Here is a 20,002-nt window from a genome sequence, read left to right as displayed (position 1 = left end):
ATTGGCTCTGACTCACTTTTGTTGCAGTCTGAACCGCCCCGGGTTTGCCGGAGGCTCCAACTCCCGAGAGGATGGAGCCATGACGAGCAAGACGACGAACAAGTTTTCACCCGAGGTTCGGGCCCGTGCGGTTCGGATGGTTCCGGATCACGCCAGCGAGCACCCTTCGCGGTGGGCGGCGGTGAGATCGATTGCCGCCAAGATTGGCTGCACACCGCAGACGCTACATGACTGGGTCAAGAAGGTCGAGATCGACAGCGGGCAGCGGACCGGCGTTCCGACGGAGATGGCCGAGAAGCTGAAGGCCCTGGAACGGGAGAACCGTGAGCTTCGACAGGCCAACGAGATCCTGCGCAAGGCGAGCGCTTATTTTGCGATGGCGGAGCTCGACCGCCGGTCCAAGCCATGATCGCCTTCATTGACGATCATCGTGGGGCGCATGGGGTCGAGCCGATCTGTCAGGTGTTGCCTGATCGCCCCCTCGACCTACCACGCCCATGGGGCCAAACGGCGCGATCCCGCCAGGCTGTCGACGTGCGCCAAGCCGGACGCCGCACTGAAGATCGAGGTTCGGCGCGCCTTCGACCAAAACTTTTCCCTCTACGGCGTGCGCAAGGTCTGGTGCCAGCTCAAGCGCGAAGGCTTCGATGTTGCCCGTTGCACGGTGTCGCGACTTATGCGGAACATGGGTTTGCAAGGGTGATCCACGGCAAACCCATCAAGACCACGATCAGCGACAAGATGCGCCATGCCTGCTGGATCACGTCAATCGCCCGTTCAAGGCGCCAAGGCCGAACGTTCTCTGGCTCTCCGACTTCACCTATGTCGCGACCTGGACGGGTTTTGTCTACGTCGCCTTTGTCATCGACGCCTATGCCCGCAGGATTGTGGGCTGGCGAGCCTCGCGCGCGGCGCATGCAGCTTCGTGCTCGATGCGCTGGAGCAGGCACTGCAAGATCGACGGCCGGTCCATCGTGGCGGGCTCGTGCACCACAGCGACAGAGGCAGCCAATACGTATCCATTAAGTACATCGAGCGCTTGGCTGAAGCTGGTGTGGGGCCTTCTGTCGGCAGCCTCGGAGATTCCTATGACAATGCTCTCACCGAAACCATCAACGGTCTCTACAAGGCCGAGGTGATCCCGCGCGGCCCATGGCGCAGCTTCGAGGCCGTCGAGATTGCGACATGCGACCTGGAATGGGTGGATTGGTTCAACAACCGACGGCTCCTCGAGCCCATCGGCAACATACCGCCGGCCGAAGCCGAGAAACGCTACTACGCCATGCTGGAACAATCCGCCATGGCGGCAGAACTTAAACTAAATGGCCTCCGGCAAACCCGGGGCGGTTCTCCCGGATCACCGTGGGTTGCAATTCTCTGGCGTCTGGGGTGCTGCTGGAGGTAGCGGGGCATCGTCAACTTAACCGACCGCGAGCCGAAGGAGGCGCTTCTCAAAGGTTCGAGATTCGGCGATAGCGCTTGTCGTGGAGATCTCGTGCCAAGTCGCAAAGGCTCGCTCGCGCGAAGCGCGACGGAAGTCGGCAGTGACGGCTCCGGAATAGGGGGGGGCGGAAAAGGCTCGCGTCCTGATCGTGAACTGACAGAAACCGTTGAGCCTGACGGGACGATTTGAAACGCTCATGGCGTCGCCGCGTCGGCTGATGAGAATTCTCGGCCCAATTATTGAGAGCTTTATGGTCGTCCGTGAAGAATGCAGATCGGCCTCAGACGGAGGCAGAAGTTATCTCGATAAAGTATTCGATTTTGCAGGAAAGCCGGGTGTTGGGCCGCGGTTTCTTGCGTTTTGGGATTTTGCTTTCGAGCTATTCGTGATTCCCTGACGGCCGGTCATAGGCATTGGGGACGGCGATGAGAGCGCTTGTCGTCTCCCTCAGACCTGTGAGCGTGCCGCGCTCGATGCCACTTGCAGCGGCCGTTCTCGATTATCAGAAGTACCGAGTGAAGACCTTGCCGGAGGTAGTATAGATGTCATTCGGCCCTTTAATTGCGGTTTGTTGTCAAGCTCACATTTTCGAACTCTCCAACGGCAAGGTGGTAGCGCCCGCGCCGTCGGAGCTGGTCGGGGTTGCGGAGACGGCGCGGGCGCGGCTGATACATGCTCTACTGGCCAGGCATTGGACAGTACGGGCTGGTTGATGTCTTCGCCGGGGTCATGGTCCTTTCCGAGGTCGCGCAGCGCCTCATGATGATGTCCGGGTCGGACGCCTCAACGTCTGCAGCGGAGTACAGTCGAGCGCCACCAGCCGAATGAACGAGGTCGCCACAACACCGTCCCAGCGGGACATCGCCAGTCCGGCAGACCGGACCAGGAACTTTACAAGATCGGATCAGGCTTCCTTTGCTTGGCCCCAGTCAAACGATGTGCCGTCGACCCAGATGCAGTGCAGAACAACGGCGATCTTGCGCGCGATGGCGACCTTCGCCTTCCTCATGCCAATCCTCTTGGCGAGCTTCATTCCCCAGGCCTTAAGGGACGACCACTTCTTCGTTCGATAAAGCAGGACGGTCGCGGCCTCGAACAGGTAAGTTCGAAGAAGACGGTCGCCCCATCGTGATATTTTGCCATTGATGTCAGTTTCGCCAGATTGATTGCGCCGAGGTGTAAGACCTAGATAGGCGCCGACGCTCGATGCTGATCGGAATCGCGATGGGTCATCGATCGTATGGCGGAAGGTCAAGGCGGTCACCACGCTAACGCCAGGAACAGTCATCAGGCGGCGCGTCGTCTCATCCGACTTTGCCAACTGGCGGACTTCGTTGTCGAAGTTGCTTTGCTGCTTACAGATCTGTTCATGGATCGACAGAAGCGGCACGATCACACCGAGGAGCTGATGATCTTTGCCCAATAGCTCACAGACCTGATTGCGAAACTGCAGTCCGATCGCACGTGGCAACAGCAAGCCGTATTCTTTGATCAGACTTCGGACCTGGTTCTCGATGTCTCGACGAATAGCCACGAGCCGGGATCTCGCGACGAGTATCGCGCGGATCCTCTGACTTTCCTCGCTCTTGACTTTGACCTCTCGATACCAGCCAACCCGCACCAGCTCGGCCAGACCTCGAGCATCATTCTGATCGCTCTTGTTCATGCGTACCGACAAAGCCGCGTGGGCATGCCGAGCGTCGATGCAAACCACCGGAAGATCGACCCTGCGAAGTTCATGCCACAGCCAACTCGCCATTGCGCCGGTCTCAAAGCCGATACGCTCCGCCTGTGGCGCCCGCTTGCGAAGCAGTGCCGTGAGCGCCCCCGGGTCGGACTTGGCTTTCCCCTCGAACAAGACCTCGCCCGCTTCATTGACCACGCATACTGAAGTTTCTTTTTGCGAGACATCGAGTCCGACATATTGCTTCATGACAGCTTCTCCGAATCGGTTGATTGCGAGAGCTCGATTCTAATGGAGCTTTCGTGTCACGAGCGCTGACCGCAATTACGTCATCGTCTGCAATATTGACCCCCGTATTGCCTCATCTGCGAATGTTACCCTGATGGCGCCATTGCCGATGACGATCCGATGTCGATTAATTGGTCGCGCCAGATGGCTTTCCCGGTTTGCTCGACGAGAGGGGCTGTGGGCGGGTCGGGCCCTACATAGCCCGAGCCGTCCACAACCCCGGGCAATGGGGCATCGGTTGTGGCGTCGTCGAGCGGGCCCTGGGCGACCAACCGTTCGGCAGCCCTCCGTCTGAGCGCCCTCAGCAGAGGTTGCACAATCGAATGCTGTCTCTTTCCGAACTCCTCAGGGTATTTCTCGCGCAGCCGGCCGACAATTGCCAGCGCCGTCAGCTGCGGCTGCTCTGCGAGCCACGCTTCGATCGCGGCAATATGCGGGTCTAGCTTGGACGGCATTCGAACTCGGGTCTTATAGGGCCGACGCGTTCGCCGGTGCCTGGCACGCGGCTCGCCGACCGTCGCGGTCTTGCCGAGCGTCTTCGCGAACGTCGCCGCGGTCGCCGGCAGGATGCTAGTGTGAGCGGGTTGCAAGCCGCGCGCCTGTCCGGCACGACGATCGACACGATTGCCTAATTCCTCTTGGGTTGCGCGAATCTCCGCCAACAGCGCGACCGGATCGAGCGAGCGATACTGATCGCGTAGCCGTTTCTTCACGGCCGCGGTCACCTTGGGATGCGCCAAGGCACGCTCATAGGGCGTCGATGGGAGATGATAGCGCTTAATCACTTTAGCCCCTTCGCGACGCTTCTTCTTCAGCTTGAACGACGGCTGGAAGAAGTTGCCGTAGAGCCGTGCCGCCGCATAGAGGCGGCCCATCATACGCGCCGTCTCGACGCCATCGAAGCGGCCATAGCCCATGAGGCGGCGGACGACGGCACCATTCGTCTGCTCGACAAACGCCTGATCGTTCATCTTATAGGCGCGCGAGCGAGTGACTTCGAGCTTCGCGACACCATGGCACGACGACATCGTTCATGAAGGCGCTGTCGTTGTCGAAGTCCACGCCGCGCAACAGCCAGGGGAACAGGCTCTGTGCGCGGTTGATCGCCTCGACGACGAGCGAACCTTCCCGCGTCAGCAACGGCAGGCACTCCGTCCAGCCGGTGGCGACATCGACCATCGTGAGAGTTTGGATGAACGAACCAGCCACCGACGTGCCGCCATGGGCGACCATGTCAACCTCGCAGAAGCCGGGCACCGGGCTGTTCCAGTCATTGAACGTGCGGATCGGGACTTCGCGCCGGATTGCCGAATAGAATCCGGCACGGCGCCGCCTGCCGCGGCTCGCCGCGATCTTCATATCGACGACCAGGCGATCGATGGTTGCGGGGCTGATCGAGAGAACACAGTCACGATCCGCCTGGCCAAGCTGCAATCGACCATGTTGCTCGAGGGCCGGCAGCAAGGTCGGGATCATCACTTTGAGCCGCTTGCCGCACACCCGATCCGACGCCTCCCACAGCGCCGTCAGCGCGTCCTTGATCGTCGCGCCATATCTGCGTCTTCGCTTTCTTGTTGCCTCGACCTGGCCCGGTCCAACCGTCTCGCGTCGCCGGAGCGCCCGCACCTCATACTTGCGATGCCAGCCCGTCGTCGCGCACAATGTGTTTTCAACGAGAAGCCTTAAGTACCATGAGTGAGGCTACCGTGGCGCCGTCCTCTCCCCGCCGGGACGCAAGCTGAGGCGCTCAGCGTTTTCTTCGAGCGGGCTTTCGGACGCCAAGCGTTCGCTGAGAGGAGCGAGCGTGAATCGGGGCGTTCACAATGCCAGCAGTTATAAGACGGGCCTCCTCGCTCCCCTTGTTAGCTACGGGATCAGACATACTGCTCCAGCTTGAGGTAATCGCTCGTGAGGACAGGTGAGCGGATAGAAGAAGCTGCGTCTTGAAGGAAGGTATCCAGTGTCCGACTAGCGCGAGCGCGGCCTTCGAAAGATAGCCGTGCCGGTGCGCGAGTACGGAGAGTTGCTAGTTCGGAACCAACAAGGTCAGCCGCGGCAGCGGCGCAATCTGAGGCGGAGAAGCAACCAGCAGACATGACTGCTTGTGCAAGTCCTAATGTGGTGAGCCAACCGGCATAGATGAGCACGGTACCATCTGTCTCATTGAGCCCAGAGAGTTCCTCAATTGCAGCAGCATGGACCGGCGCCGCACCAAGAGACAGGAAAAGATCGGCTATCTCATCACGCGTGGCTCTAGAGAGAAGGCAGCGGCCGAGATGTGATAGGAGCGTCTCTGTCGGACCTTCAAAGATGCGGAGAATGCGAGCGTCTCGATAGATTTTAGCTACAGGCGTTCCCTCATCGTAACCACGGCCCCCCAACAGCTGGAGGCATTGATCAGCGACGAGGCCGCACCACTCCGACGACAAAACCTTCGTTGCCGACGCAAGGTGGACATTGGGCGCGCCCTTCGCTGAGATAAGTCGGCAGGATGCAGCTAGCATTGCCTTCACTACTTCCCGCCGGAGCACCATTTGCCCGAATAGCTGCTCGATATAGCTGTTCTCAATCATGCGCAGCTTACCTAGTCGACGATGTATTGCATATGAGGCTGCGACCTGGATAGCGCGCTCAAGGGCTCCAAGGCCCATCGCAGCCACACCGATGCGCCCGCGGTTCATACTGGATGCTGCTGTTCCCCAGCCGTCTTGATCGCGAGAAAGAACGTAAGCGCTCGGCACCTCGACATCCTGGAACTCCAAAGTATTCTGGATAATGCCACGTAGACCGAGTGTGCGATGCTCGTGTGTGACCATTAAGCCCGGAGCCTGCCTATCAACTAGTACACCAACGAGCCGACCTTTCACGTCGGGACCAGAGGCTCGTGCAAAGCAAACGATCCAGCGAGCCCAGTCAGCGAGGCCAATCCAAATTTTGCGGCCAGAGATGCGAACTCTATCCTCGTGCATGAAAGCCGAAGTCTCTATGTGCCGCGGGGCAGAGCCAGCCCCAGGCTCTGTCAAAGCGAAAGCGCAAAGGTCTCCGCGTGTTGCACCCCACATGACATGCCTTTGTTCAGGGATGCGCGGTGCTGCTTCGATGCAGGGCAAGGCCAGGAAGTTATGGATAACGAGGGTAGAGGCGGCCGAGATATCGAAGGATGCAGTGGCAGAGATGAGGTCGATGGCCTCTTGCAAGGGAAGAGCTAATCCGCCGAGCTCTGTTTGTGTAGTGAGCCCGAACAGTCCGTGCCTTGCTAATATGCTGTGTAGGGTCGGAGGAAATGCCCGACGGTCATCCGCATCAGCGAAATTCAGCTGACTCAGGTCATCGATCAAACTGGAATATAGGGTAGGTACAGCACCTTCAGCTGTGCGTTCCTGCGCCTCCCCGAATGGAGAGTAAACTTGAGAGTACATAGCCATTAGTGCATAATGGATGAGCCCGCCCTTCGTGCCAATCATCCCCAGGGCTAGCTCGATCACACAATGGTATATGTGGGTGGGAGCGTAGCATGAGCAGGCTGCTCTAGCAGGCTGTTGAAAAAGGTGCTCGCCGCCGACCAGCGACCGTGATTCATTGGCTCCGACGAGATTCGGAGATGGTGCGTGCGCGGCGGGCGAGCTGTTCAGCTACGTTGATCTGGAGGCGGGTGCGGCGTGACCATCCGCTGCGAGCGATCCGGACGATCGCGAACGAGGCGCTGTCGACGCTGGAGCGCGAGTTTGCCGCGCTCTATTCGCCGATTTGGCGGCCGTCGATCCCGCCGGAGAAGTTGCTGCGGGCGATGCTGTTGCAAGCGTTTATTCGATCCGTTCGGAGCGGCTTTTGATCGAACGGCTGAAATACGACCTGCTGTTCCGCAGGTTCGTCGGAATTGGCGTCGACGACGGAGCCTGGGACCATTCGGTGTTCTCGAAAAACCGCGACCGGTTGCCGGAAGGCGACATCGCGGCCAAGTTCCTCGCGGCGGTGCTGGCGCAGCCCAAGGTGAAGAAGCTGCTGTCGAGCGATCACTTCTCGGTCGATGGCACGCTGATCGAGGCCTGGGCCTCGATGAAGAGCGTGAAGCCGAAGGATGGCTCTGGCGCGCCGCCGGCGCAAGGCGGCGGGCGCAACGCCGAAGCGGACTTCCATGGCCAGAAGCGCTCGAACGGCACCCATGCTTCGACCACCGATCGGGATGCCAGGCTTTACCGCAAGGGAAAGGGCAACGAAACGAAGCTGTGCTTCATCGGGCATGGGCTGATGGAGAACCGCCACGGCCTGCTGGTCGACGCCTGCCTGACGCGGGCCGACGGGCATGCCGAACGGGTGGCCGCGCTGCACCTGATCGAACCGCGTGCCGGGGCGGAATGCAAACTCACGGCAAGGAAGAAGCCTTGCTGGTGGCGACAGCCTGCGCCAGTCCCCCAAAGGGCCGTGCCCGCTGGACGCTAAAGCTGCTGGCGGCTGCGATGGTCAAGCTCACCGAACACAAGAGCCTGTCGCACGAGACGGTTCGGCGGCGCCTGGCCGAGAATGGCCTCAAGCCCTGGCGCAAAGACATGTGGTGCATTCCGCAGGTCGGCGGCGAATACGTCGCCCGCATGGAGGATGTGCTCGACCTCTATGCCGAGGTGCCCGACTCCAGACGGCCAGTGGTGTGCTTCGACGAAAGCCCGGTGCAACTCATCGGCGAGGTGCGTCAGCCCATTCCGGCCAAGCCCGGCCACCTCGAACGTTACGATTATGAGTATCGCGCAATGGCACGGTCAATCTCTTCGTTCTCTTCGACGTGCATCGCCCCTGGCGCAAGGTCAAGGTCACCGAGCGGCACGAGATTACGCCCAATGCATGCGTGATCTCGTCGACATCCATTATCCCGACGCCGAGATCATCCGGGTCGTCCAGGACAATTTATCGACCCACTCCGCCGGCGCCCTCTATCAGGCGTTCCCGCCCGCCGAAGCCAGGCGGATTTTGCGACGGCTCGAGTTCCACTACACCCCAAAGCACGCAAGTTGGCTCAACATGGTCGAGATCGAAATCGGCGTCCTGCGAGGCCAGTGCCTGGATCGCAGGATTGACGACCCCAAGCGACTGCGCCGCGAAATCACCGCCTGGGAACGACAACGAAATGCCACCCGCTCCCGTATCAAATGGATGTTCACAACAGACAAGGCTCGCGCCAAAATGGCAGGCGCCTATCCCGCCACTTCCAAAGAGTCATAATCACTGTGACGAGGTACTAGGACCAATCCACATTCAGGATTCCCATAGCTGAATGATGCTGAACCAATGCGTTCCGAACCTTTTGATTCGGAGCGTACTGACGGGTGTGAAGCGCTATGAGCTGAGCGAGGCACAATGGGCTCGGATTGCAGCTATGCTGCCAGGCAAGGTAGTTGATCCCGGCCGCAGCGGTGTTGACAGCCGCTTGTTCGTGAACGGGGTTTTGTGGGTTTTACGGTCCGGCGCCAATTGGCAGCACCTGCCGGAGCGCTATGGCAAGTGGGAGAGCGTACACGCGCGTTTCACTCGCTCGGCCAAGGCCGGCGTATGGGAGAAGATGTTTGCCGAACTGATCAAGGATCGCGACAACAAATACCTGATGCTCGACACCACTCTGGTTCGTGTCCACCAGCAGGCCGCGAGCGCAAAAGGGGGGCCAAAACTCAGGAGTTGGGGCGTTCCGCAGGTGGATTGACCACCAAGATCCATATGCTCTGCGACAGCCTCGGTCGGCCGCTGCGCTTCATGCTCACCGCCGGCCAACGACATGACAACCTCACTGCAAAAGCCCTGCTCGAAGGCTTCAATGCCGAGGCCGTGCTGGCCGACAAGGCCTACGACAACAACAATCTACGCACGACCATCACAGACATGAACGCCGAAGCGGTATCCACTCAACCCATTCTCGTAAGGTCCCCATCCCGCAAGACGAGACGATCTACAAGCTACGCAACCGCATCGAGCGCTGCCTCAACAAGCTCAAACACTTCCGCCGCTTCGCCACGCGATATGACCGACGGGCGAGACTACTTCCTCGCCTGCGTCCGCCACGCCTGACATCGCTCTATGCGCAGGTTGTCGATGATGGAGATATGACTGCTTGGGCCATTGTCGCGCCACGTTATCATCTCCAGCGCGAATAAAGCTGTGGGTGATGGTCACATCGACCCCCCATAGGCGCTAAGATAGTTTGATCATTGCCTGATAGCGGCGCTTGCGTCTGGGGGGCTCGCGCAGATGTCGCCGGGGAGCACGGCTTGCTCTGCGCAGACAAGCGATCGTGGATTCGGGAATGACGGCTTGGAGCAATGAGGCGATGAGCTGACGTAGCAGGCGCCATGCGGAAGGTCCGGTCAGGCGGCTTCGTCCAAGCGGAGAGAGTCCTCGAGTTCGTTGACCAGCGGCTCGAGCAGTAGAGTGATCAGCAGGTGAGCGAGGATATGGGGTTTAGCGGACCGCTGGTCAGTTCCGGGAGGTCCCTTCAAGCCAATCAAGCTCTTCAGCCGCTTGAAGCCGAGCTCAATCCGCCATCGCAACCGGTAGAGGGCAATGACGTCAGCAGCCGTGAAGTCCTAGCCCTTGAGCGAGGTCGCCAGGATTACCCAATCAGCGGCCTCAAGCGTTTGCCTGGAGAGTTGATGGCCTCCCTTCTGGGCTGTCTTGCGTGCCTTGCGTCGCGCCTCCGCGGCCGCATGCGCCGGCTTTTTGACCGCGACCAAGCGCACAGCAAGCGGTTGCGCGCCGGACTTGCGCTCTATCCAGATCGGTCGATCGATCATGCCGCCTGCCAAGGCCTTGCGCAGCTCCGCGATGAGACCGACAAGGTTGCCGTTGCGATCCAGCCAACGCGCGCTCTTGCAGCCCGCGCGGATCACGAAGTCCGCGCCGGCATCGACGCACTGTGGATACGCCACACTGCGTTGTTTTGCCTGCCCTCGGTCCCGCTTTGGGGACCGTCGTGGCATCAACGATGCGGATCAGCCGACCGCGGCTTGCCTTCGGCGCACCACTCGCAATTGCCTGACCTATCAGTTGCGCCAGCCAATCTCCGGACTGACGCAAGCGATACAACAAAGCCACGTTGGAGATGCCGACAAGGCCCACCGACGTCGCCCACGCCGCCGTCAGCCGCAGACCCCGCGTGCCCAGACGATACGCAAGTATCAGCCGCAGCAAATCAACCGCATTGGTGATCTCGCGCGGACGAACAAACGCCTTCGTCTCGCGCGCGCCAACCTCTAGCCCCAGTCTTCGTTCACAAGCGATTCGTGTCTCATCCCTTCTTGGAATCACATACAAATTCAACGCGCAATCCTATTTTAGCGCCTATGGGCCTGCGCCAGGGTCGATGCCGTCGGTGTTGCGGGCCTCGGCCGGCGCACCGATCGTGAGCCCCCAAAAGGTGGCACCTCCGACCCTGTTCATCGCGACGTGGAAATTGGGCGCATTGCGTAGCGTGACACCATAGAACGTGATGTTCTGCGCCTGATCGATCTGGATCAAACGCGGGGCGTTCTGATTGCCGCTCTCAGTCTGAGCGCGGCGGCGCGAGACGTGAACCTTGCAACCCGGCGACAGCACCTTGCTTGTGAGCGAACAAAGATGAGCCGGTCAAAAACGGCTGATCCCAACACTTGTCACGCGCGTGAGCGTTCGTGGCTTGGCTTCTCGCCACTTGCACTTGTGCGCGAATTCTTGCGCTCTACACCGCTCAGCCATTGCACTAAGCCAAGCCCCTGTTGCGAAGACCCGGTTGGCAGCCTACTTCCAGCTGTCGCTCGGTCGGACGCTGCCCCCAGCATCCGCTCGCAGGTTAGCGGGATCCAAGACAGGCTCCAATTGACGTGGTCGCACGTTATGCTCTCCGACCTCCTGCGCACGTGCGCTGAAGTGTCCCAGAGCAGATCGATGAGCCGTCTTCACGCTTCGGCGTTTGCTCGAGCTCTGTCAATTCTGCTTGGTACCTGGCCACATCCGATCGCGCGCGAAGGAGCTTGACTTTGATCTCGTCTCGTCGCCTCGATTCCTCTTCAAGCCGCAAATTATCCTCGATCGGCTCAATGGTCATTTACGTACGGTCTCCGATCTGCAGATGACTACAATCCTCAAAGCCTCGGACTGTCGATCTCCGGCGCAGGTGGACCTTTGCCAGAATGACTTGAGGCACTGTTCACAGCAAGTTGCTCGAATTGTGCGTAGCACGTTTAGGATCACCATTCGTCGATACCGTACAGAGCAATCTCATCCTCGGCGCAGGACCGAAGCCGCACCGGAAGATAGAGAGCTTGCCAGGCGAGGCTGCGTCTCCGATGCAGCTCGCTGACCGCTTGAAATGAACGAGCAAGTTTCATCTGACTCACAGATCAGGTGCCGCGAGATCGCAATAGTCGCCGCAGCGGATGCTCGGCACATCGAGCAACCGACGTGCCAGTGACGCCGACCGTCGTTTTTGACGAATCGCGGCACCTCTCGGCGCGCTGTCTGGATACCGACGTCGGGCTTCGGACAACCGACGTCTTCGATCACTGGGCTGAAATGGCTCATACTGCAAGTGGTCTGGGCGGACTTACCAAGCACACACCATCGAGTGCGCAGATCTCGGATCAATGCTATTCCACCTCGGCGCAACTTTGCAAATGAGAGCTGAGCGAATATCGTGGCGCTCGATCAGCTGTCATCGTGGGACAGCCTCTGTGCGGCTCAACTGAAAACGGCGCCGGCAGGCGGCTTGCCGTCGGCGAAGTCAGCTGCCGCCTTGGCGTGCAGCTTGGCCGAATCGAACAGCGACAGCTGTGTATGCTCCGGCCCGATCAGCAGGCCGATCTCGGTGCAGCCGAGGATGACCGCATCGGCGCCTCTTGCGCGACCGCGCGCGATGATTTCAATAAAGTCCTGCTGATCCGAAATGACAACCGCCGCAAATTTCATTGAAAACAACATTGTGGATCCGGCTCCGATCCTTCTCATCGGGCACGATCGGCGAAAGATCGAACCGCTCACGCAGTCGGTCACAATGGAACGGCTGCTCCATTGTGTAGAGCGTGGCCAGCAACAGCGCCCGCTTGATGCTCGCTGTGACGAGAGCTGCTCCGGGCACATCGATGGTGTGGATGAGCGGCACGCATAGGTTCACCGTGACGAACGTGTCTCCATGACGGCAAGAACATCTCTTGGAGAGGATCACATGGTAGCTGGCATCGAGAAGTTCCGGGGTTTTTCGCGGGACATGAGGACCACTACGTGATCATCGGCGTCACAGCATGCGGCCTGCTGTTCGACGCCGTTGGTCTTCCAACGCCCCCACCGCTTCAGCTCTCCCGACGTGACTTGCGCTGCTTTCAGTTGCTCGGCTTATCGCGTCTGCGACACATGATGCTCGACCGACGGGGTGCTGAGCTCGCAGTCAAGTTGTTGAATAGAATGAACGACGGCTTTTTGGGGTCTCTTCCCCCACAGTTGGCACGACTCTTGAGTGTCTCTCGTTGCCCGGCGGCACGAGTTGCCGACGGCCATCACTGATTCTTCCTCTCATTGAGAAGGGAAGCAACAATGAAGATCGATATGTCAGCTTAAGGTGTGACTAAATTAACTGCTGAAGAAGCATCTGCAACTTCAGGAGGCCGGTTTTGGCTCCTCATAGGAGCAGTGGGCGGAATTCTCGGGGTGCAGCCGCTGTAGTTATATCTGCGGGCGTCCGGTTTCCTACATATAAGCCGTACGGCTAGACTGGTCTCTTACACGTAAGCCGCACGGCTAGACCCGATGAACACAAGTGACGAAAACGCAGTACGGACTACAGATTAGCAGCTTCCATGGAAGCTGCTAATCACCACAAGCCATGAACTTGTGGGCTTCGGCGAACGACGGCGTACAGGCATTCACCGGGTTTGGCAATCAATAGGTTAGGTCATAAATTGTCTGGACTTTCTTCGGACGAGCATAGCGAAAAAGGAGCTGCCGACCTACGTCTATGGCTATCCTTCCAAGCGAGCGTATCGGGTTTTTCCGCAGCCACTCCGCATAACTGATGTCGTTGAGCAGGCTAGCCGTTCTAAGCACATCAACATCTATATCCATATACCGTTCTGCCGCTACCGGTGCACCTACTGCACGCTCTTCCTGACAACGCGTCAAAACCCGGCGACGGGGGAGTCTTATGTTGCTCGATTGGCGGAGCACATCGCGCGATATGGAGAATACTTCGGAGATCGAGAGGTTGTAAGTATCTATTTCGGCGGCGGCACGCCAACTCTGCTGACTCAGCATCAATTCCGCGAGCTTTTCGCCGCCCTTGAGGCTGCATTTCCAAAACGAAGCCGGAAATGTGAGATTACCGTCGAGAGCGCGCCAGACACTTTCGACAACAACCTTCTGGATTGCCTGAAGGCCTTTGGCGTCAACCGAATGAGCATGGGCATCCAGACCATGGTACCCGGCGAGCTTGCGCAGTCAGGTAGACCATATTCGGTCGAGACTGCAGAAGCGGGAATCAAAGCACTGACGGAACGGTTTTCCCACGTCAATCTTGATCTGATCTACGGCCTGCGTGGTCAAACTCGCGACTCCTGGAACTTTTCGCTTGGCCGCGCGCTCGACTACGAGTCGCAGACACTCTCCCTTTACCCCGTTGTTGTTCGTCCGATGACAAACATCATGACCTCAAAGGCGCACGCCCCCGAATTATTCTTCTCTGACGCGGATAAGTACATGCCCTCTATTTGGCCCATTTTGGTCATCAGGTGATCACGACCGACATCTCCGAAACCGCTATCTCCAAGCTGAACCGGCTCGCAGGTGATCTTGGCGTGAACATAGCGAGTGGGGTCGCTCGCGTTGAAGACTTCCGGCCGCCTGCTTGCCTGGACGTCTTTATAGCGCATTGCGTATTGCATTTCACGGAACGGGGAGTCTGGAAGCCGCTCGTCACGGCCTTAATGAATCGAACGCGGCCTGGTGGATTTCATTGCTTCACAAACACGCTCGATCAACCAGACCATCCTATTTCGAAGGAGGCTTTGGCATCTGGTCACAAAAACTCGTTCCAGCGCGGCGAGCTCGAGGCCATCTATACAGAAGCGGGCTGGGAGATCTTGCGCTCCGATCATTACATCAAATGGGACTCGCACCCTGGCATTCCAATCCATTCACACTGCCTCGAGAAAGTTGTGGTTCGTAAGCCAATTGGATCTGAAGATCTCCCGCGAATGAGAGCCGAGCCCATCAAGGTAGCCGGGATGATTCCTGTCAAACAATTTGATACCTTGAAATTGGGCACACCACGCGATGCCATACGGCTCGCCGCCAGCCAGCCATGGGTTGAAGACTACCCGGAAGACAGTTGGCGGCAACAATCAAGTGGCCATAGCGGACGGCTACGTGCGTGAGGATATGATCTATGGCGATCACGGCCTCCAGTTCGTCAATGGAACGCTTACCGGCAAATATCGATACCTCACGCCCCCGAAGCGCTTGCTCATTCGAAATAAGTGATGCTCGAACGGTTTCTCATTGGCCGCCTTGGCCCGTCGAAAAGGTCTTGGGTCACGTCGGGGATGTCCCGATCGGTGTTGAACTACGTCGGGCCGACGTTGCCGGAATGAATGTTACGCGGCCCTCGAGACGTGGGCAACGGGCTTGATCGTCATGCGATCGTGGCGAGCTTGAAGGGCCGCACGCAGAACCGACAATTGCTTATGCGCCTTCAATCGTCGGAAGTCCTTGTTGGCCTCGATCATGCCGGCCGCGACCCATCGCAAGGCCATACCGGCATCCCGCCAGCGTTTGACGTTGCGCGTGACGCGGCGAATGGTGCCCATGATGTTCTCGGCGATGTTGGTCCAGGCGAGCGAGCGACGAAGCTCCTTCGGCAGCTTCAACCGGACGACAGTCAGGATTTCGTCGAGGCCTTCGAGGATGCTGGCCGCTACGCCGGGCCATTGCTGGTCGAGTCGACGCGCGAGATTGCGGATCAATTTTTCAGCCTTGTCGGCGTCATCGAGCTGCCAGGCCTGGCGCAGCACCCGACGGGTGGCCGCATGATGCTCTTTCGGCAGGCGTTCCATGATGTTGCGTGCCTTGTGGATCTGGCAACGCACCGTCGCCCGTATTGAGGCGACGATGCTCGGCCTCGACATCCGTTTCGTCGTCACCAGCCTCGATGTCGGCTCGGGGAACTGGTCAGTGCAAGCCTCACACCCCGGGCTTTGAGGGTTTGGAGCGCTTCGCAGATGGAAAGAGCTCGGGGACATTAGTCCAATCGAGAGGTGTGGTGTGCAACCAAACCACTGAACGCGCCGCCGATGGCAGTACAAGAAGCCAACTTTATCCAGAAGCCTCGTCAGTCAAGGGACTCCGACCTGAGCCCGGGCGGAGAATAGGTCAATGAGTTGGTGAGCGCAGACCGACACAATTGGTGACCAAGCGAACGGCCGACCTTACGGTTGAGTTGCACGGCTGCGCAACGTCCGGTTCTGTGGCGGCGAATATTCACAACCGGAATGCTCGCCGCCGCATTGTCGCGTACCGCTACCCGTCGCCATTGAGGAGCCGAGCGGCCGAACGGCGTCAGGCCGCATTCTCCGCAACTTCCAAGGCCCGCAGGTTCATCAAGGGAACGAAGTTCCATTGCTGCGCGGGCGAGCCGTTGAACTTGAACAGCCAAACCGGGTTGCCGTCACTCGTGCCACGAGTCTTATTATCGATACACAGACTGTTATCCGGGAGGCTAAGGATGAAGCCGGGGCTCTTGAGAAATTCCCACCGCTGACTTTGGATGGCTGGGTTATACACTTTGAGCGAGAGGAGAGCCTCCGGCGCGACGCGATCGGTGCCGACTGCGAGATTGCCCCCGCTCGAGTTCAGTGTAATCGCTCCAGTATCGAAGTTGAGGTCCCAGAGAACGTAACGGAGAGGCGTATCTTTCTTCCGCAGCACGACCGCCGCACCGTCTTGCTGATCCTTCACGCCGAGCACGAAGTTTCGGTCTTGTTTGTACTCGATAAGGTAAAGACCCATATTTTCCTCCTGTTGGTTTGCTAAGCTTGCGAAGGCGAGTCCTATCCAGCACGCAGAGGGGGCTGGGCGTTTGAGCCTTCGTTGTGATCTAAGCAAATGACATGCCACGGCTGCGTTGTGCTCTGGGAAGAGGCTACTCGAGCAACGCTTGCGCTGTTCTCGATCACGGCATTCAAGACCACGTACTTTGGCTATCCTCAAAATAAAGATGGACGTCGCGAGTTCAGGTTCAATGGAATAGCTCTTCGACAACCGCACGCACGAGCGCGCCATCACGGCTGCATCTCGCCCTTGTACGCACGCAGGCAATAGAGAGCGGAATGCTATGAAAGGCCTTTCTGTTTTGGTGGCTTTGGGGGCTCGGGTGGCGGAACAGTCTTGTGAAGCTCTACAATCGCGTCGAGCACGTCGCTGATCGAGATATTCCCCTCCGACCATTCTTTAAGCGCCGCTATCGCCTTTGTCAGAGCCTCTTCGCGGGTCACGGCATGATCCCCTGTGATGGATGGCTGAGACCGATCAACAGTAAAGACGCACGGACGGTGGGGTGGATCCCGTGCGAGTTGGCGCGACGAAAGGGCTTGATTGTCTCGTAAGCGTCACTAACGTAGAAGCACCCAAGCCGTCGATATCTCAGCAACTTGCGTGCCAGACGGTCATTGGATGTTCGAGGGAAAACGATGTGCTTTCACAGCGCCCGGAGGCTTCTCGCGGTCAATCAGTATCAGCTTTCGGACATGCCCGTCATCACGTGCAAGCAAATGAACGAAGTGGGGCAAAGAAACAAACGCGCTTAGCCCGTCTTATTCGTCAGAGGGCGCCTGAGAGGCTGGCGAGCGTGGTGTAAAGCGCTGATGCGGCGTAGGATTCGGTTGCAAAGCCAACCCCGATGATACGATTCTGCCCTTCTCGTTTCCAGCCGTTCACGCCAAGAAAGTCACAGCTGCCTTCGATGGCGGTCGGCTGACCTCGAACGGGGGCGTGATGCTTCTGGCGATGGCCGAGCGGCGTCTCGGCTTGGCCGACAATTTGGCCCGCGTGTTCCCGGATCGGCGCGATCCGACGCGGGTCGTGCACAGCCTTGTCGATATGTTCCGCGCGCGCATGTTCGCGATCTGCTGCGGCTACGAGGACGCCGACGACCTCGATCATCTGCGGTCCGATCCCGCATTCAAGCTGGCCTGCGGTCGGCTGCCGGACACGGGTCGCGATCTGTGTTCCCAACCGACGCTGTCGCGGCTGGAGAATGCTCCGCGCCTTCGACGCATGGATGGATAGCTACCCGCGCGAGCCGGCATCCGTCACGCTCGACATCGATGATACCTGCGATGTCGTCCACGGCCATCAGCAGCTCTCGCTGTTCAACGCTCATTATGACGAACGCTGCTTCCTGCCGATCCACGTCTACGACACGGAGAAGCGCCGGCCCGTGGCGGTCGTGCTGCGGCCCGGCAAGACGCCGGGCGGCGTCGAGGTGCGTGCCCATCTGCGCCGCCTGATACGGCATATCCGGACGCGGTGGCACAACACGCGAATTACGTTCCGTGGCGACGGGCGCTATGCCCGGCCGGAGGCAATGGCGTGGTGCGAGACCAACGGCATCGACTACATCTTCGGTCTGTCCGGCACCAAGCCGCTCGCCAGAAAAGTCGACGAGGCCGCCGACGGCATCCGCACGCGACGCGCCATCGAGAACCTGCCGGTTCTGCGTGGCTATACCGAGACGCGCCACAAGGCAAAGTCCTGGGATCGCGAACGACGTACCGTCGCCCGTACTGAGGCGACGATGCTCGGCCTCGACATCCGTTTCGTCGTCACCAGCCTCGATGTCGGCTCGGCCGAGTGGATCTACGACAGCCTGTATTGCGCGCGCGGCCAAGCCGAGAATCTGATCAAGCTGCATAAGACGCAGCTCGCCTCCGATCGCACCAGCTGCCGTTCGGCGCTCGCCAATCAAGTCCGCCTCGTTCTCCACACCGCCGCTTATTGGCTGATGCTGACCGTGCGCGACGCGATTCCCAAAGCCCGGGAATTGGCCACAGCCGAGTTCGCGACGCTGCGTCTTCGTCTCTTGAAACTCGCTGCCCGTGTCGTCGAGACCACGAGCCGCATTCGCCTTGCGTTTGCCGCGGCATGTCCCGAAGCCGACCTGATCCGCGGCTTGCCAGGCGCGCTGCTGCCGCTCGGTCCTTGACCGGCGGGGCGTCCGCCCCCCGTTCGCCCAACCCATCCCTCAAGCGCGTTGCAAAGTACCGGTCGTCAGGCGGTGAAAAGCCGAAGGCAATCCCGCGCGCCTCGTCAGAGCAGATGTGCGGGCCACATCAAGCGGAATAAAAAAGCACTCTCACGAATAGGACGGGTTAGCCAAAGCTCCGCTCTCAGCTTCCGCTTGGGAAGCTGAAGTCGGCTGCCGCGGGCACAGAATCGGTCTCAAAGTGCTGAACCAAGGGCTGAAGCACTAATGCGGCCGCTCGCCGCGCGATATCGTTTGCGAATAGATCATGATGCGCTTGCCCCGCGAAGGCGGGTGGTCAGGCTGACTACGAGAGATGCGCGATGACCGACTTGCGGACCTGATAATCACTCCGACGGTGCGAATTATCGCCAAGAAGTCGTCGAAGCTCCCCCTGAGGCCAGCCGCGTGAGACACCCTCTCCACTGCCGCCTCTCGCTTGGCGGCAGTGATCCCGGGTTGACCTCCCGTCCGTCGCATACAGAAGAACACTTGCGACGTGAGCTGGTTGCACGGCCTTCCGGCGACGCCGAACCGATCTTTCTGCACCCGCTCTGCCTCGTCCTCTAAACCATCATACCGTCGCGCGAATCTTAGCAGACAACATTGCCGCTTCGGATGGTCCTAGCCCAACAATACCTACAAAGCTCGGCGGCGGCCTTGGGATGTGCCGATCAGTGGGTCTCCAGAGGTGAAGGCAGTACCGGCTGTTATTGACATACTGCGAATGCGGCGGATGCAATTGCATGACGCATTCCTCCTCATCCCAGAACAAGTCTTTGACAAAGCACATCTCTTGCCAGTTCGGACAACGCCGCGGCGTCGAAACGGCGACCTGCTCCCAGCCCGGACGGACAAAGCCACTGATTTTCAGTTCACTCCCGCAAGGGCCCTGCACCAAGAACAGCCCACCGGGGCCTGATCCTGGTACGCTGGCGAACTTGCCGGATCGTACGCGGCCGGCTTCCAGCTTCTCTATGATCTGCGCTCGCACGCACCCTCCTTTGCTTTACGGATCGCTTTGAAGTCGACGTAGATGACGTTGTTTGGCAACTCATGAGCCGGCGCAAGCTCCGTCAGCAGCGTAGCGTTCGAGCACCACTCTCCAGCGAACCATCTGCTGAGAAAGCCGCAGATGTCCATCATCACGTATTCTCCCATTACTTAGTTCTCGGCAGCTCACATCCTCTTCAAGCACCCGACGAACGCCTTCACTGCACTCCCCGATTGCATGAAAGGCCGGCGATGCACGAAGTGCTCGATCCGTTTCATCCGCGGAATTGACCTCCACACTCACGAACACCCGATGGGGTAACCAGCCCCGCCAGACAACTCGGTCACGAAG

13 protein-coding genes, 7 pseudogenes and 1 other annotated feature are annotated in these 20,002 nt (G+C 59.3%); of the genes and pseudogenes, 7 read left to right on the top strand and 13 right to left on the bottom strand.

Annotated elements, in window-relative coordinates:
- Positions 1-79 precede the first annotated feature (79 nt).
- Positions 80-1,309 (top strand): annotated as a pseudogene (locus WDM24_RS06800) (IS3 family transposase); the annotation flags it as partial.
- Positions 364-481: a sequence feature (AL1L pseudoknot), on the top strand. (Overlaps the previous pseudogene by 118 nt.)
- A gap of 122 nt (positions 1,310-1,431) precedes the next feature.
- Here the strand turns inward: WDM24_RS06800 and WDM24_RS06795 are convergent.
- From WDM24_RS06795 to WDM24_RS06775, 5 genes and pseudogenes are all read right to left on the bottom strand, one after another.
- Positions 1,432-1,697: pseudogene (locus WDM24_RS06795) on the bottom strand (IS6 family transposase); the annotation flags it as partial.
- A 651-nt stretch (positions 1,698-2,348) separates the two neighbouring features.
- Positions 2,349-3,377, bottom strand: coding sequence for an IS110 family transposase (locus WDM24_RS06790; RefSeq protein WP_338823119.1), 1,029 nt, complete (start codon positions 3,375-3,377; stop codon positions 2,349-2,351).
- 125 nt (positions 3,378-3,502) lie between these two features.
- On the bottom strand, positions 3,503-4,387 hold the full coding sequence (locus WDM24_RS06785) for a hypothetical protein (protein ID WP_338823118.1): 885 nt from the start codon (positions 4,385-4,387) through the stop codon (positions 3,503-3,505).
- A 1-nt stretch (position 4,388) separates the two neighbouring features.
- Positions 4,389-4,916 (bottom strand): hypothetical protein, encoded by a 528-nt coding sequence (locus WDM24_RS06780; RefSeq protein ID WP_338696152.1) that lies wholly within the window; start codon positions 4,914-4,916, stop codon positions 4,389-4,391.
- Positions 4,917-5,290: 374 nt separating this feature from the next.
- Positions 5,291-6,880, bottom strand: coding sequence for an acyl-CoA dehydrogenase family protein (locus WDM24_RS06775; RefSeq protein WP_338696151.1), 1,590 nt, complete (start codon positions 6,878-6,880; stop codon positions 5,291-5,293).
- Positions 6,881-6,995: 115 nt separating this feature from the next.
- Here WDM24_RS06775 and WDM24_RS06770 point away from each other — a divergent pair.
- The 3 pseudogenes from WDM24_RS06770 to WDM24_RS06760 form a co-directional block, all read left to right on the top strand.
- Positions 6,996-7,763: pseudogene (locus WDM24_RS06770) on the top strand (IS5 family transposase); the annotation flags it as partial.
- Positions 7,752-8,630 (top strand): annotated as a pseudogene (locus WDM24_RS06765) (IS630 family transposase); the annotation flags it as partial. The pseudogenes WDM24_RS06770 and WDM24_RS06765, both read left to right, overlap by 12 nt.
- 106 nt (positions 8,631-8,736) lie before the next feature.
- A pseudogene (locus tag WDM24_RS06760) lies at positions 8,737-9,433 on the top strand (IS5 family transposase); the annotation flags it as partial.
- 330 nt (positions 9,434-9,763) lie between these two features.
- Here WDM24_RS06760 and WDM24_RS44420 read toward each other — a convergent pair.
- The 4 genes from WDM24_RS44420 to WDM24_RS06745 form a co-directional block, all read right to left on the bottom strand.
- Positions 9,764-9,946 carry a hypothetical protein gene (locus tag WDM24_RS44420; RefSeq protein ID WP_414645695.1) on the bottom strand — a complete coding sequence of 61 codons (183 nt, stop codon included), beginning with the start codon at positions 9,944-9,946 and terminating at the stop codon, positions 9,764-9,766.
- A 36-nt stretch (positions 9,947-9,982) separates the two neighbouring features.
- Positions 9,983-10,285, bottom strand: coding sequence for a hypothetical protein (locus tag WDM24_RS06755; protein WP_338696150.1), 303 nt, complete (start codon positions 10,283-10,285; stop codon positions 9,983-9,985).
- A 451-nt stretch (positions 10,286-10,736) separates the two neighbouring features.
- Entirely contained in the window at positions 10,737-10,913 is a 177-nt protein-coding gene (locus WDM24_RS06750; protein WP_248577157.1) for a glycosyl hydrolase family 28 protein, read from the bottom strand.
- A 1,197-nt stretch (positions 10,914-12,110) separates the two neighbouring features.
- Positions 12,111-12,377, bottom strand: coding sequence for a hypothetical protein (locus tag WDM24_RS06745; RefSeq protein WP_338696143.1), 267 nt, complete (start codon positions 12,375-12,377; stop codon positions 12,111-12,113).
- A gap of 942 nt (positions 12,378-13,319) precedes the next feature.
- On the opposite strand from WDM24_RS06745, the gene WDM24_RS06740 reads away from it, so the two are divergent.
- Together WDM24_RS06740 and WDM24_RS06735 are read left to right on the top strand one after the other, a co-directional pair.
- On the top strand, positions 13,320-14,153 hold the full coding sequence (locus tag WDM24_RS06740) for a radical SAM protein (RefSeq protein ID WP_338701030.1): 834 nt from the start codon (positions 13,320-13,322) through the stop codon (positions 14,151-14,153).
- A complete protein-coding gene (locus tag WDM24_RS06735) occupies positions 14,150-14,794 on the top strand; it encodes a class I SAM-dependent methyltransferase (protein ID WP_338696141.1) in 645 nt (214 codons plus the stop codon). Before WDM24_RS06740 ends, WDM24_RS06735 begins: the two co-directional genes overlap by 4 nt.
- Positions 14,795-15,013: 219 nt before the next feature.
- Here WDM24_RS06735 and WDM24_RS06730 read toward each other — a convergent pair.
- Positions 15,014-15,520 (bottom strand): annotated as a pseudogene (locus WDM24_RS06730) (transposase); the annotation flags it as partial.
- 454 nt (positions 15,521-15,974) lie between these two features.
- The gene (locus tag WDM24_RS06725; RefSeq protein WP_166072413.1) at positions 15,975-16,424 is read right to left on the bottom strand and encodes an RICIN domain-containing protein; all 450 of its coding nucleotides are present in this window, start codon (positions 16,422-16,424) and stop codon (positions 15,975-15,977) included.
- Between the two features lie 897 nt (positions 16,425-17,321).
- On the opposite strand from WDM24_RS06725, the pseudogene WDM24_RS06720 reads away from it, so the two are divergent.
- Positions 17,322-18,618, top strand: a pseudogene (locus WDM24_RS06720) (IS1380 family transposase).
- Between the two features lie 613 nt (positions 18,619-19,231).
- Here the strand turns inward: WDM24_RS06720 and WDM24_RS44635 are convergent.
- Entirely contained in the window at positions 19,232-19,450 is a 219-nt protein-coding gene (locus WDM24_RS44635) for a DUF7694 domain-containing protein (RefSeq protein WP_420840919.1), read from the bottom strand.
- Between the two features lie 182 nt (positions 19,451-19,632).
- Entirely contained in the window at positions 19,633-19,803 is a 171-nt protein-coding gene (locus WDM24_RS06715) for a hypothetical protein (protein ID WP_165125932.1), read from the bottom strand.
- Between the last annotated feature and the right edge of the window lie 199 nt (positions 19,804-20,002).

The organism is Bradyrhizobium sp. 27S5 (assembly GCF_037217225.1).
Taxonomy (GTDB): Bacteria; Pseudomonadota; Alphaproteobacteria; order Rhizobiales; family Xanthobacteraceae; genus Bradyrhizobium; species Bradyrhizobium septentrionale.
This window is presented reverse-complemented; position numbering and strand designations above follow the sequence as displayed.

Excerpts from the sequence above, each read along its gene's own strand:
- WDM24_RS06785 (WP_338823118.1), bottom strand. The coding sequence starts at position 4,387 with ATGAACGATCAGGCGTTTGTCGAGCAGACGAATGGTGCCGTCGTCCGC.
- WDM24_RS06725 (WP_166072413.1), bottom strand. The coding sequence starts at position 16,424 with ATGGGTCTTTACCTTATCGAGTACAAACAAGACCGAAACTTCGTGCTC.
- WDM24_RS44635 (WP_420840919.1), bottom strand. The coding sequence starts at position 19,450 with ATGTGCTTTGTCAAAGACTTGTTCTGGGATGAGGAGGAATGCGTCATG.
- WDM24_RS06775 (WP_338696151.1), bottom strand. The coding sequence starts at position 6,880 with ATGATTGGCACGAAGGGCGGGCTCATCCATTATGCACTAATGGCTATG.
- WDM24_RS06715 (WP_165125932.1), bottom strand. The coding sequence starts at position 19,803 with ATGATGGACATCTGCGGCTTTCTCAGCAGATGGTTCGCTGGAGAGTGG.
- WDM24_RS06745 (WP_338696143.1), bottom strand. The coding sequence starts at position 12,377 with ATGAGAAGGATCGGAGCCGGATCCACAATGTTGTTTTCAATGAAATTT.
- WDM24_RS06790 (WP_338823119.1), bottom strand. The coding sequence starts at position 3,377 with ATGAAGCAATATGTCGGACTCGATGTCTCGCAAAAAGAAACTTCAGTA.